Below are 13,434 nucleotides of genomic sequence, written 5' to 3' on the forward strand. Positions count from 1 at the left end.
TTATGGGAGTGTCATCAACGTCGTGGTTCCGGAACGCCCGATCGAGTGTGAGTTCGGGTCAGTTTGCCTGAAACATCTCGAATGTGAGACAGCTGTGGAAACTGCAAGCCACGAACTGTTTTCCGATAGTGGTGAGTACCCTGATGCAATGGTAGTAGCATCACTCGTCGTGTTCATCGCGAGCCTGCTGATCGGTGGTCTCGGTATCTTCCTCGGCGCGAAGTTCGTCGTCGACGTCGAGGACTACACCTACGCGTTCATCACCGCCCTCATCGGCGCGATTATCTGGGCGGTCGTCGGGTTCTTCGTGGGGTGGATCCCGCTGCTGGGTCCGGTCCTGGTGTTCCTGGCGTACCTCGCGGTGATCAACTCCCGGTACCCCGGCGGCTGGTTCGAGGCGCTCACGATCACCGTGGTCGCCTGGCTGTCGGTGCTGGTCGTACTGTACATTCTGGCGTTCGTCGGCGTCACCGGGTTCGAGGCCGCGGGCGTCCCCGGCGCCTGATCTCACCGGCGTCGTTCGCACACGTTTTTGCGTCGTCGGCCGGCAGGTCGAACGACAGGACGGTGAAGAGTTATCCGCATCGGTCGACAACGTCCACCAAATGGGTTTCTTCGAGAAGCTCGGCCGAAAGGTCGGGGAGTTCACACACGAGGCGAAGGAGGCAGCCGCCGACGAGGCACCGTACGTCTGCGAGGCGTGTGGCAACCAGTTCTACACGGACCAGCCGTGCCCGGAGTGTGGCAGCGAACGCGTGACCGAACGTGAGACCGCTTCCGACGAGGCAGACACCGAGCCGGCCGAGCAGAACGAGGCGTCCTCGGCGACCGACGAGGACACAGAGCCGACCAGGGACGGAACGGCTCCCTCGACGGACCCCGCCGACGACCCAGAACGGGAGTGACGGCTCATCGGGGCCACGTCTCGGCCACCCGCCGGTAGATCGCAACGCAGCGCTCGAGGACGTCGGTCGAGACGCTCTCGGTGTCCGTGTGGGCCTCACCGGGCTCCGCGGCACCACAGATCACGCAGTCGGTACCCGCCTGGGAGAGCCAGCCGGCGTCGGTCGCGTGCGGTTTCGTCACGAGCTCCGGCGCCCCGGTCTGGGCGCCGTCGGCCGCCTCGAGGACAGTCTCGGCGAACGCCTCGTCGCCACACTCCATGGGCGGGAGGTCCTGATCGACCGTCCACTCGACGCCGTCGATGTCGGTTACGTCCTCGAGCGGGGCCCGTTCGCCGGGCACCGTCCGCTCGTCGACGGTCACCGTACAGCGATCGGGGACGACGTTCATCGCGGTCCCGCCCTCGATTTCGGTGACGACGACGCTGCCCGCGAGTCGTTCGCCGGCGACATCGACCGCTGGTGGCTCGAGCTCGCGGACGATATCGACGGCGTCGCTCGCCCGGTAGATCGCGTTCTCGCCCGCCTCCTGCTCGCTCGCGTGGGCGCGCTTCCCGCGGGCGGTGATCGTGCTTCCGCGCCGACCCTTGTGAGCGACGGCGACGTCGGTGACGCCGGATGCGGAGTACCCCGTCGACCCCTCGCCGACGACCGCGTAGTCGGGCGCGAACCCCTCGTCGATGGCGTGGCGCGCGCCGACGCCGCCGACCTCCTCGCCGACGAAGCTCGCGAAAACGAGCTCGGCGGACCGGGCCGGGCTCCCCGCGGTGTCGGGCACCTCGCTGTCCCGAAACGCGATCGCTGCCGCGGCGACTGCACCCTTCATGTCCGCCGTGCCGCGGCCGTAGAGGCGTCCGTCCCGCTCCTCGACGAGGTACTCCCCGTCGGGGCCGACCTGCGAGTCGGCGGGTGCGACGACGTCGTGGTGGCCCACGAGCGCGAGGGTCTCCTCGCCCGCACCCTTCCTGGCGAGGACGTTCCCGACCTCGTCTCGGGTCACCGTCGCGTCGGTTTCGCGACGGAGCCACTCCTCGAGCAGGTCGCCCGCGGCGGTCGCGTCCTCGTGGCTCGGCACTCTCGCGAGGTTACGGGTGAGATCGACGACTGACATGCGTAATCGATCGGGCGCGAGCGTGTTGAGACCACCGCAATCGGCGGCTCCGGTGACGTCGACCCTTCACATGCTTGAACACCCTTATTGGCGTTCGGAAACCAGTATAGCGTATGAATGTCGTGCCGGATACGAGCGTGGTCATCGACGGCCGCGTCTCGGCGACGATCGAAGACGGGCAGTTCGAGGGAGCGACGATTTCGGTGCCGGAAGCCGTCGTCGCGGAGCTCGAGGCGCAGGCCAACGACGGCCTCGACAGCGGCTGGGACGGGCTTTCCGAACTCCAGCGGCTCGCGGAGCTGGCCGACGAGGGGACGATCGTCCTCGAGTACATCGGCGAGCGGCCAAGCGCCATCGAGCGCGGCCACGCCTCCGAGGGCGAGATCGACGCGCTGATCCGCGATCTCGCCGAGGAGCTCGACGCGACCTTCCTCACCAGCGACATCGTCCAGGCCGAGGTCGCACAGGCCAAAGGCCTCGACGTCGAACACGTCTCTCCGGAGGTCCGGGAGGTCGGAACCCTGACCGTCGAGGAGTTCTTCGACGACCAGACGATGAGCGTCCACCTCCGGGCCGAGGCGGTACCGATGGCCAAACGGGGCGAGCTCGGCGAAATGCGCTACGAGGAGATCGCGGACGAACCCCTCGACGAGGCGACGATCGACGAGTACGCCCGCGAGGTCGTCGACGGCGCCAAGGAAGCACCCGACGGCTTCATCGAACTCTCGGAGCCGGGGATGAAGATCGTCCAGTTCCGGGACTACCGGATCGCGATCGGCCGCCCGCCGTTCTCGGACGGCATCGAGATCACCGCCGTCCGCCCGATCGCCCAGACCGACATCGAGGACTACGAGAACGCCGACGAGCTCAAAGAGCGGCTGCTCGAGCGCCAGCGGGGCGTCCTCATCTCGGGGGCGCCGGGCGCCGGGAAGTCGACGTTCGCCCAGGCGGTCGCCCGGTTTATCTCGAACAACGACTACGCAGTCAAGACGATGGAGAAACCGCGTGACCTGCAGGTCGGCCCCGATATCACCCAGTACACCGAGCTGGCCGGCGAGATGGAAAAGACCGCCGACGCCTTGCTGATGGTCCGCCCCGACTACACCATCTACGACGAGGTCCGCAAAACCGACGACTTCGAGGTCTTCGCGGACATGCGGCTGGCCGGCGTCGGGATGATCGGGGTCGTCCACGCGACCCGACCGATCGACGCGCTCCAGCGACTGGTCGGCCGGGTGGAGCTCGGGATGATCCCCCAGGTCGTCGACACCGTCGTCTACATCGAGGCTGGGGAGGTCGACACCGTCTACGACGTCCGAACCGAGGTCAAGGTCCCTGCGGGACTCACCGAGGAGGATCTCGCTCGGCCCGTCATCCAGGTCACCGACTTCGAGACGGGCGAACCCGACTACGAGATCTACACGTTCAACCGCCAGGTCGTCACCGTCCCGCTCAACGACGACGAGGACGGCCCCGGAAGCGAGTCGGGTGTCGATCGCATCGCCAAACAGGAGATCGAACGCGAGATCCGCTCGGTCGCCCGGGGGTACGTCGACGTCGATCTCAAGAGCCAGGACAAGGCGGTCGCCTACGTCGAGGACGACGACATCTCGAGCGTGATCGGCAAAGGTGGCGGTCGGATCACCGACATCGAGAACCGCCTGGGGATCGACATCGACGTCCGAACTCACGACGAGAACCCGAGCTACGGCGCCGGCGGCGGTGGCGGCGGTGGCGGCGGTTCCGGCGGAGCTGCGGGCTCCCAAACTGGCCAACTGGTCGAACCAGAGATCACCTCGCGCCACATCGTCATCCCCGTCGACGGCAGCCACGGCGAGACCGTCGAGGTCCAGGCCGGGGGCGACTACCTGTTTACCGCGACGGTGAGCCGCGGCGGCGAGATCCAGGTTTCCCGGGGTAGCGCGATCGCGGACGACCTGGAGCGAGCGATCGATCGGAAGGATCCGATCACGGTCGTCCCCTCCTGAGACCCCGGCGGGCGCAGTTCGCCGCTCGGATTGGGTTGTTTTTCGATTGTTCGGAAATATGCGGACGGGCGCCCAACTTTTCTCCGACTTGTTCGTGACACCGTCACCCATACCGAGCGTACTAGCTGTATAATCATAAAGCACTTATACGAGACAAATGTCTTGATATTCGTAGATCAACATCGAGTGATTCAACCATGGGTGCCAAAAGAAAGACGTTCGTCTATTCTGAGATCGATACCGATCCAGGTCCGTTCATCACCGATCGCGACGGCCTCGAGACGGTCCGAGAGCGGATCGTCGACGACCTTCGTCGAACCGTCTCCGGCGCCGACGCCGACGGCGTCGTCGTTGCGATGAGCGGCGGAATCGATTCGACAGTAACCGCCGCGCTGGCCGTCGAGGCGCTCGGCAGTGACCGAGTCCTCGGGCTTGGACTCCCCTGTCATAAGAGCGATCGCACGCAGGTCAACGAGGCCCGAACGATCGCCGACGGGCTCGGGATGGAGTTTCGGGAGATCCAGCTCCAGCCGCTGCTTGACGCGTTCGAGGAGACGGTCGCGGCCGAGTTCGAACCCGAGACGCCCGACCGGCCGAACGAGCGCAATTACGCGCTCGGAAACGTGGTCGCACGGCTGCGGATGGCCTGTGCGTACTACGCCGCGAACCGCGAGTCGCGGCTCGTCGTCGGAACGGCGAACCGCTCGGAGCTTCTGCTCGGCTACTTTACGAAGTACGGCGACGGCGCGGCCGACGTGTATCCGATCGGCGACCTCTACAAGACCGAGGTCCGAGCGCTGGCGAAACGGCTCGGTGTCCCCCGTCGGATCGTCACCAAGGCGCCGACCGCCGGCTTCTGGGCGACCCAGACCGACGCCGACGAGCTCGGCGCCGCCTACGACGTCATCGACCCCTTGCTGTGGCGGCTCGTCGACGAGGACGTCCCCCTCGAGGACGCGATCGACGTCCTCGGGATCGAGCCCGACCTCGCCCACGAGATCGTCGCGCGGTGTGTCCGGACGGCCCACAAGCGACAGACCCCCCGGACTCCGGGAATCGCGGACCGCGAGGGGTTCGGCGACGTCGATTCCTACTCGAGATAGATATCGGGGTTGCGCCACCAGAACAGCCCCCACGAGAGCATGAATCCGACGGCCATCGCAACGATGTCCTGGACGATCTGGGGGAGCCCGAAGTCGACGATCGCGACCAGCGCGATCGAGGAACCAAGCGCCGCGCCGGCGAGGACGAACGCCAGATCCGCGACCATCCGCTCCTGGGGTTGGTCCCAGTAGTGCTGGCGGTCCTCATCGTACCAGACGCCGACGTAGATCAACACCGGCGACATCAGCGTGATGACGGTAATCGACTGATACACCTCGGGGAGCCCGATCGGGAACAACACCAGCTGATTGAGCAGCTGTGCGACGATCGACATTGCGAACAGCCCGACCAGCAACCATCCCCAGCGCGGCAAGCGCTCCTTGTCCATACACCGAAACGACCGCTAGCGAAAAATAATCCTGCCGTTTCCGGTCTACTCCGCACAGCAGGCGTCTTTCTTCGGGGACTCCTCGACGCCGCTCCCGTCGGCCGCGACGGGTTCCTCGAGACGGTAGAGGCTCTGGCGCGCGTCGGCGAAGTAGATATCCTCGTCGACGATTCCGATCTCCTCGAGACGCTCGAGGGCGTACCGGACGGTTCGAGCCGAGAGCATCGACTCCTCGACGATCTGTTTCTGGGTCAAGGGACCGTCGTACTCGAGAACCTTGAAAACGAGTTTCGCGCTCGGTGGAAGATCCTCCAGGTCCTCGCCGTCAGTCGCGGTCATATTACGATTCGAAAGGTCCCAGTAGTATAAAAGTTGAGCCTTACTGGGACGGAAATCGAGAAAATATATCTATAACTTCCAACGAGAAAAAATTGGGTACGGGAGCTATACCGAAACTTCTCGGCTGTTTGACCGGTCGGTCAGCCGAACCACGGCTCGGCAAAAACGGTCGCCCGGCGGACGAACTCCGTCGGGGCTCAGATCCGTTCCCAGGCGTCGTCGTCGTCGGGGTCCGGAAGCTCGCCGAACGACTCCTCGGGGGGAAGCGCCGTTTCGTCGGCGGGAGCGGGAGTCTCGTCGCCGAGGTCGAGCTCCGGCCAGGCGGTTTTTTCCCACTGACCTCGCTCGGAGTGGTAGTAGACGACGTTGTCGTCGACGACCGCGAACAGCCCCCGCTGTCGGTCGTGGACGACCCGCGCGTTCGTATCGATCGCGACGTCGACGACGTCCTCGAGGGTGTCGAGCTCGAGGTGGTAGTCGCCGACCCACATCGGGATCGATCCCTCCGAGATCCACTCGGCATAGCGGTGTCTGTGGAGATCTCGTCGGGCGGACTCCCGATCGATCGGCTCGCGGCTGTAAACGAACCCGGCGCCGGCAAACGAGAGCAGGCCGATCGCCGCCAGTCCCGCGACGAGCGTGACGTTCGGCGAGTCTTGCACCGCAACCTGGACGGTGTCGCTGTGCTCGGTCGACGCCGCCAGCTCCTCGTCGTCTTCGAGCCAGTAGGCGCCCTCGGTCAGTTCGAGCGGACTCGAGACGACCTGTTCGTCGGCGTACGTTCCGGTGTCGTAGACCGCGACGACCTCGAGGACGGTCCGAACGGTTCCGACGCCGTCGAACTCCGCCTCGATCTCGGCGCGCTCCTCGTAGCGCCCCTCGATATCGACCGTCGTCTCGGATCGAGCGACGCCGTCCTCGACGGTCGCAGCGGTCCGTTCTTCGAGAACGCTCTCTTCCCAGAAGACCGCCTCGTCGCGGTCGGCCTCGTGGCGGAGCCGCACCTCGTGTTCGACCTCGGCCTCGTCGGACGGGACGTCGGTCTCTGCGGTGATCGTCAGCTCCGGGGTCTCGGGCAGCGTGTAGACCGGATTGTCCTCGAGTTCGGTTCCGACTTCCCAGGGACCGTCCTCGAGGACGGTCGCGCTGGTCGTCACCTCGGTCGCGACCGTCTCCCGGTCGACGTCCTCGGTCGTCGTCGACGTTCCCGGCGTCGCCGCAACCCAGCCGGCACTGGCCAGGGCGAGGACGCCGATCACCGCGAGGAGGATCGCGATCGTTCGGGCGCGGCCGGCGACGGCCAGGTTCACTCGCGGGTTATCGATCACGCGTCCCACCCGCCGACGGTCGCACCCGCCCGTCCGTCGCTTGAGGACGACCGTTGCCCGAGCGAACAGGTTCGGACAGAGAACTGTTCATACATGCGAGGTGTGGCGCGACCGCTATAACGGTAGCGGCCTAGCGCCATCGTCGGAGCCGACGCCGTAGCCGCGTCGAGAGCGGAACGTGATCGCCCGGGCTCCGGATCCGGAGATCGCCGCGTCCGAACAGGAGCACCACGAGTCCGATCGCCAGGCCGACGACGACCAGATCGACTGCGGCGACCGCGACCAGCGGATGGATCCCGTGCAGTGTGGTAAGCACCGCGGGCGGCAACACCGCGAGATAGCGGTACTCGCCGACATCGTAGCCGTACTCGCCGGTTTCCGCGGGTGCCGACACCGACAGTGTCGTCTCGGCGTCGCTCCGCGGGGCGAGGGTCTGTCGGGCGGGATCCGCCTCGAAACGATCGCTCTCGGCCTCGTGGACGACGACCACCGGCGCGTACCCCGCGTTCTCGACCGTCCGTGACAGCTCGGTCGTCTCGCCCGGCTCCAGCACCTGCGGGTCGTCGGTCGGCGACTCCGTGACGGCGATCTCGTACGCCGTCGTTCCGGTCGGCACGACCATCGCCGCCGTCGCCAGCGCGACGAGGACGACCACCACCAGCGCGACCGTCGCCCAGAGGGCATAGACGTCCTCGCGGGAGGTCGATCGGGCCGTCTCGCGCCGGCCGGCACCCAGTCGATCGAACAGGAGGCCGAGCCCGAACAGCGCGACGCCGAGGCCGACCAGCGCCGCACCGAGACTGTGGCTGTCGGCCGCCGGCGCGTCGACGACCGACGCGACCGCGCCGTACCCCGACTCGAGGGCGCCCTGAACGCCCATCACCGCGGTGCCGAGGTGGGGAATCGTCACGGGCTCGCCGTGTCCCTGCCAGGCGACGGCGACGATCTGATCGTCGCTTACGGGGGGCTCGTCGCCGTCCTGATCGGTAAACGGGTTCGCGTCTCCGGCAGTGACGTACCCCTCGGGGGTGTCCTCGACGATCCGGTGGGTCGTCAGCTCGCCCCCGTGGAGCTCCTCGGCGTCGAAGACGACGACGTCCCCCTCTTCCGGCGAGCCGGCGACGGCGCTTGGCACGGCGACGAACCCGTCGCCGGCGTCCATTGTCGGCTCCATGCTCCCCGTCGCGACGTATCCAAGCAGGATCGGCTGCCCGAGAAGCTGGCCGAGTACGAGTACGGCGACGGCGAGGACGACGACTCCGGCCGTAACACGGGCAGCGACGGATCGCATTCTTACTCGTTCCTCATCATATCTACCCCGTCTTGTAACCTGCACTCGGAGTCAGCTCTCCGCTCGGCGGGAGTCGGGCTCGTAGCGTGCGACGACGGCTATCGTCGTCAGCTCTCACCGATCGGATCGGTAACTGAAACGCCCATCGATCAGTGACGGTTGCGTTCGTTACTCGGTACTCTCGTCGCTCTCAGCGATGATGGTAATCTCCCCGGGAATGTCGCCCTCGTCGTTCTCCCGGAGATCGAAGACGACGTCGAGGGATATTTCGTCCTCCTCATCTGATCCTGTGACATCGAAGGGTCCGTCTCCCTCGAAATACATCGCACCTCCGTCCGTATTGAGAATATCTTCCTCAGTTTCTGCCATTTCGATCTCGATCGAGTACGTGACGTCGTCCTCGTCTCCGTTATATCCAATCACGAGCGCGTCGTTGAACCTCGTCGTTGCGTCCTCGTTGAGGTTATCGAGAGCGAATTCGATGACGTCGTTCTCGTTGTCTCCACTCAACGTCTCGCTCTCGATGCGTAACTCCAGAAGTGCGTCACCGTCGCCGTCCGTTTCGATGTCTACGTTTCGGTCGGCTTCGACGGTACTGAACGCGCCGGTACCGAGTGCCGCGCCGCCGCCGGCGACGATCGTTCCAAGTCCGATCAACGTGTTGCGTCGGTTGAGTCTCATAGTGTGGTCACCTCGTGCCGACCGTCGACCCAGAGCGTCGACGTGCCCGCAGCCGATTAGGTGTTCGATACGTCTCGTCCCGGACCCTTTGTATTGGCGTTCCAGAAAGTCGTATTGGTGAATAATACTGTTTTCAAGGTCGGCCAGAACGGTGCAGCGCCGGTCTTCTCTCCCGTTCTCGTTTCCGAACGAAAATTATGCGAACCGGTTGGCCAGTAGGCTTATCTATCGGTGGTCGGTACAGTACCCCGTACTGACGTTCTAATGGCGATGGACACGGCAGCGGGGGAGAGGGGAACCGACGCCGACGAACGGACCCCGGATCGCGGGGAGATCTTCGATCTGCTTGCGAACAGTCGGCGACGGTACGCGATCCACTACTGTAAACGCGAGGACGGTCCCGTCGAGCTCGGCGACCTCGCCGAACACGTCGCCGCCTGGGAGCTGGACAAGGAGGTTCCGGAGGTTACCTCGGCGGAGCGAAAGCGAGTCTACACGTCCCTCCAGCAAACCCACCTGCCGACCCTCGAGCAGGCCGAGATGGTCGTCTTTGACAACGGGACGATCGAACTCACCGACAGCGCGTCCGAGCTTGACGTCTACCTCGATATCGTCCCGAGCGACAGTATTCCGTGGGGACTGTACTACCTCGGATTATCGGTGCTTGCCGGAATCGTCATGCTCGGTCTGTGGCTCGGCGTCGTCCCGACCGGGACCATCCCGCCACTGGGGTGGACGACGCTCGTGGTCGCGTCGTTCGTCGTGTCGTCGACCGTCCACGTCGTCCAGAACCGACGAATGCGACTGGGAGCGATGGAGCGTCCACCCTGAGATGCGTGCGACGAACGCGATTGCGATCGTGTGTCTCGTCCTCGGCGTCGCGCTACTGGCCGGGCCGACGTTCGGATTCGTCTCCATCTCGGCGGATCGCGGCGTTTCGATCGGCACCGCCGACGACGGGTCGGGATACCTTGGTGTCGAGGCGGTCGATACCGTGGTCGACGATCGGAACGACGCCGAGGACGTCGTCGTGGTGACGAACAACGCCGACGAGACGCTGGCGATCGACGCCGACGCGACGATCGACGGTCCGGGTCTCGAGGCGGCGAGCGGGTTCGATCGGGAGCTCGGTCCGGGCGACACGACGGCGGTTGCGGTGACCTGTGAGCCGGGGACCGGAAGCGGTGAGACGGACCTCGAGGTCACGGTCGAGTCCGCCAGCGGGGACGGGATCTCGATCGAGGGGCTAGAGCGATCGTTCACGATCGAGCGCGACTGTCCCGGCCGCCCCGGTCCGGATCCGCCCGGCGAAGCCGATCCCGGAACCGGGTTCGACTCGGTTTCCGTCGACGACGTCTCCGGGTTCGTGAGTCCGAGCGAGGAACGCCAGCAGTTCCGGTTCACGCTCGCCGAGAACCGAGACCCCCACGAGGAGATCGAGATCGACCTGCGCGATCCACACGGGGAGGGCGTCGACTACACCGAGACGTTCTGGGACGACGACACACTCGAGATCGTCGACGGAGCGGGCGAGATCTGGGGAGACGACGGGACGATCGTCTACCAGGTCGCCCCGCAGGACGGTCACGACGATGAGATCGTCGTCGAGGCCGGCGGCTACGCGACCGACGGCGACGGCGGCCCATACGAGGTGTCGTTCACGCGGTCGGAAACCGGCGAGGTCGGGACGGCGCCGTTCGAGATCGACGGCACGGGCGCCGGATCGGACCCGTTCGTCGGAGTCGGCGCCGACGACGTCCGTTCCGGCGACGGCCGTCAGACGTTCAGTTTCACCCCCACCGACGGGCTCGAGCCGTGGGAAGACGAGGTCCGAATCGATCTGGGTGACGTGGACGGACTCGCATACGACTGGGACGTCGTCCTCGAGGAGGGGCCAGGGAACGATGGGAACGTCTGGCGAAACGAGGACGAACTCGTCTACCAGGTCAACGACAGGGGGACCGGCGGCGAGAAGATCGTCGTCTCGATCGGCGTCGAAGCGACGGCCCCCGGTCCCGGCGAGGTATCGTTCACACGGACTGACACGGGAGAGACGGCAGTAGAGTCGTTCGAAATCGAGTAGCGCGTTCGGTCGCTCCGCAATGCGAACCCCTTTTCACCACCGACAACAGAATTCGAGCCATGTCGACCGAATCGATTAGCGACCGACGCGAGCACATCCGCTCGGTCAGCGTGACGGCGCTGTCGGCGCTGCTCGGCGTCGGCGCGGCGTTCGCCACGCTGGCGCTGGCCGGCGACGTCTCGTCCGTCGAGGCCGCCGAGGCCGCCGCGACCGACACACGGGGGCTGTTGCTCGTCCTGGGGGCGGTTCTCGTCCAGTTCGTCCTCTATGACTTCACGGACATCTACGGCGAGGACGAGTTCGGCGTGAAACACTACCTGTTTATCACGTTCATGACGTTCTCGTTCTGGTTCGTCGTCCTCGGGATCCTCCTCACGACGGAGGCAATGGGTTGAGATGGCCGACGACAGCATCGCCGTCGTAGACCTGGATCGGTGCCAGCCCGACCGGTGTAGCTACGAGTGCAAGAACTACTGCCCGCCCAACCGAACCGGCAAGGAGTGTATTACGCTTCGGGGCGAGGAGGCCGACCAGGGCCAGCCCGACCAGATCCACATCTCCGAGGAAATCTGTCTGGGCGAAACCTGTGGCATCTGCGTCGAGAAGTGTCCGTTCGACGCAATCGAGATCATCAACCTGCCCCAGGAACTCCAGGACAACCCCGTCCACCGCTACGGCGAGAACGCCTTCTCGCTGTACGGCTTGCCGGCACCCCAGGAGGGGAAGGTGACGGGGATCCTCGGGCCGAACGGGATCGGGAAAACCACCGCCGTTCGCATCCTCGAGGGCGAACTCCAGCCCAATCTCGGCCGCGACGAGACCGTCGACTGGGACGACGTCCTCGAGGCCTACCGCGGGACCGAACTGCAGGACTACATCGCCGACGTCCGCGACGGCGAGGTTACCGTCGCCCGCAAACCCCAGTACGTCGACCAGATCCCCGAGAGCTTCGACGGCAACACCCGCGAGCTGCTCGAGCGGACCGACGAACGGGGGGCGCTGGATTCGCTGGTCGAGCGCCTCGAGATCGGGCCCGTGATGGACCAGGCGATCGAAGATCTCTCGGGTGGAGAGCTTCAGCGGGTCGCGCTCGCGGCGACGCTCGCACGGGATACGGATTTCTACTTCCTCGACGAGGTGACGCCCTATCTCGACATCGGCCAACGCGTCACCGCAGCGCGGCTGATCCGCGAACTCGCCGAGGAGGAGAACCGATCGATGCTGGTCGTCGAGCACGACCTGGCCATCCTGGACCTGCTCGCCGACACGCTCCACGTCGCATACGGTGAGCCCGGTGCCTACGGTGTCATCACCTCGCCGAAGTCGGTCCGAAACGGGATCAACGAGTATCTCTCGGGCTATCTCGACAACGAGAACATGCGGATCCGACAGGACCCCATCGAGTTCGAGGAACACGCCCCACGGACCGCGACCCACGGCGACGTGCTGGTCGACTACCCCGACCTCACGAAGAGCTACGGCGACGGCGAGTTCACCCTCGAGGTCAAGGGCGGGGAGATCCACCGCAACGAGGTGCTCGGTATCGTCGGTCCCAACGGGATCGGGAAGTCGACGTTCGCGAAGCTGCTGACGGGGAACCTCGGGCCGACCGCAGGCGACGCCGACCTCGATCTCGACATCTCCTACAAACCCCAGTACGTCACCATCGACCAGCACATGCGGGTCGACGCCTTCCTCTCTTCCATTACGGACCAGTTCGGGTCCTCGTACTGGAACACCGAGATCGCCCAGCCACTACAGTTAGAGCGCATCATGGAACAGAACCTCTCGGATCTCTCCGGCGGTGAGCGCCAGCGGGTCGCCATCGCGGCCTGTCTCTCCGATTCGGCGGATCTGTACCTGCTCGACGAACCCTCCGCTCACCTCGACGTCGAACAGCGGGTCCAGGCCACGAGCGCGATCCGGCGCTACGCCGAACAGCAGGACGCCACCGTGATGGTCATCGACCACGACATCTACACGATCGACCTGCTGGCAGATCGCCTGATGGTCTTCGAGGGCGAGCCCGCGGTAGCGGGCCACGCCAGCAAACCCCAGCCGATGCGGGAGGGGATGAACGAGTTCCTCTCGAACCTCGAGATCACGTTCCGGCGGGACGAGCGCACCTCGCGTCCACGGATTAACAAGCCGGAGTCGCAGCTGGACCGCGAGCAAAAACGGGAAGGAGAGTACTACTACTCGCCGTAGTTCGATTCGAC

The 13,434-nt window shown here is 65.4% G+C and carries 14 protein-coding genes; 8 read left to right on the top strand and 6 right to left on the bottom strand.

Annotated elements, in window-relative coordinates; genetic code table 11:
* Positions 1–148 precede the first annotated feature (148 nt).
* Together NATOC_RS11490 and NATOC_RS11495 are read left to right on the top strand one after the other, a co-directional pair.
* Positions 149–505 (top strand): hypothetical protein, encoded by a 357-nt coding sequence (locus tag NATOC_RS11490; protein WP_015321617.1) that lies wholly within the window; start codon positions 149–151, stop codon positions 503–505.
* 100 nt (positions 506–605) lie between these two features.
* On the top strand, positions 606–905 hold the full coding sequence (locus tag NATOC_RS11495) for a toprim domain-containing protein (protein ID WP_015321618.1): 300 nt from the start codon (positions 606–608) through the stop codon (positions 903–905).
* Between the two features lie 4 nt (positions 906–909).
* Here NATOC_RS11495 and NATOC_RS11500 read toward each other — a convergent pair whose 3' ends face one another.
* The gene (locus NATOC_RS11500) at positions 910–2,013 is read right to left on the bottom strand and encodes a M20 family metallopeptidase (protein ID WP_015321619.1); all 1,104 of its coding nucleotides are present in this window, start codon (positions 2,011–2,013) and stop codon (positions 910–912) included.
* 113 nt (positions 2,014–2,126) lie between these two features.
* Between NATOC_RS11500 and NATOC_RS11505 the strand changes: the two genes are divergently transcribed.
* Both NATOC_RS11505 and NATOC_RS11510 read left to right on the top strand, forming a co-directional pair.
* The gene (locus tag NATOC_RS11505; RefSeq protein ID WP_015321620.1) at positions 2,127–4,001 is read left to right on the top strand and encodes a PINc/VapC family ATPase; all 1,875 of its coding nucleotides are present in this window, start codon (positions 2,127–2,129) and stop codon (positions 3,999–4,001) included.
* Between the two features lie 197 nt (positions 4,002–4,198).
* Complete coding sequence (locus NATOC_RS11510; RefSeq protein WP_015321621.1) at positions 4,199–5,104, top strand: NAD+ synthase; 906 nt, start codon at positions 4,199–4,201, stop codon at positions 5,102–5,104.
* On the opposite strand, the gene NATOC_RS11515 is transcribed toward NATOC_RS11510, so the two are convergent.
* From NATOC_RS11515 to NATOC_RS11535, 5 genes are all read right to left on the bottom strand, one after another.
* Positions 5,092–5,493: a hypothetical protein gene (locus NATOC_RS11515; protein ID WP_015321622.1), complete on the bottom strand. Its 402-nt coding sequence runs from the start codon at positions 5,491–5,493 to the stop codon at positions 5,092–5,094. The two genes, NATOC_RS11510 and NATOC_RS11515, sit on opposite strands and share 13 nt — an antisense overlap.
* Positions 5,494–5,538: 45 nt before the next feature.
* Positions 5,539–5,832, bottom strand: coding sequence for a winged helix-turn-helix domain-containing protein (locus NATOC_RS11520; RefSeq protein WP_015321623.1), 294 nt, complete (start codon positions 5,830–5,832; stop codon positions 5,539–5,541).
* Positions 5,833–6,029: 197 nt separating this feature from the next.
* Positions 6,030–7,160 carry a DUF5305 domain-containing protein gene (locus NATOC_RS11525; RefSeq protein ID WP_015321624.1) on the bottom strand — a complete coding sequence of 377 codons (1,131 nt, stop codon included), beginning with the start codon at positions 7,158–7,160 and terminating at the stop codon, positions 6,030–6,032.
* A gap of 130 nt (positions 7,161–7,290) precedes the next feature.
* Positions 7,291–8,451, bottom strand: a complete 1,161-nt coding sequence (locus tag NATOC_RS11530) for a signal peptidase I (protein ID WP_015321625.1) — start codon at positions 8,449–8,451, stop codon at positions 7,291–7,293.
* Between the two features lie 168 nt (positions 8,452–8,619).
* Complete coding sequence (locus NATOC_RS11535) at positions 8,620–9,132, bottom strand: hypothetical protein (RefSeq protein WP_015321626.1); 513 nt, start codon at positions 9,130–9,132, stop codon at positions 8,620–8,622.
* A gap of 264 nt (positions 9,133–9,396) precedes the next feature.
* Here NATOC_RS11535 and NATOC_RS11540 point away from each other — a divergent pair, with 264 nt between their 5' ends.
* From NATOC_RS11540 to NATOC_RS11555, 4 genes are read left to right on the top strand one after another with little or no spacing between them, the layout of a single operon-like run.
* Positions 9,397–9,963 (top strand): DUF7344 domain-containing protein, encoded by a 567-nt coding sequence (locus tag NATOC_RS11540; protein ID WP_015321627.1) that lies wholly within the window; start codon positions 9,397–9,399, stop codon positions 9,961–9,963.
* 1 nt (position 9,964) lies between these two features.
* Positions 9,965–11,215, top strand: a complete 1,251-nt coding sequence (locus NATOC_RS11545) for a hypothetical protein (RefSeq protein ID WP_015321628.1) — start codon at positions 9,965–9,967, stop codon at positions 11,213–11,215.
* A gap of 59 nt (positions 11,216–11,274) precedes the next feature.
* Entirely contained in the window at positions 11,275–11,610 is a 336-nt protein-coding gene (locus NATOC_RS11550) for an EMC6-like membrane protein (RefSeq protein ID WP_015321629.1), read from the top strand.
* 1 nt (position 11,611) lies between these two features.
* Positions 11,612–13,423, top strand: coding sequence for a ribosome biogenesis/translation initiation ATPase RLI (locus NATOC_RS11555; RefSeq protein WP_015321630.1), 1,812 nt, complete (start codon positions 11,612–11,614; stop codon positions 13,421–13,423).
* The last annotated feature ends 11 nt before the right edge of the window (positions 13,424–13,434 follow it).

This window comes from Natronococcus occultus SP4, from assembly GCF_000328685.1.
Taxonomy (GTDB): Archaea; Halobacteriota; Halobacteria; order Halobacteriales; family Natrialbaceae; genus Natronococcus; species Natronococcus occultus.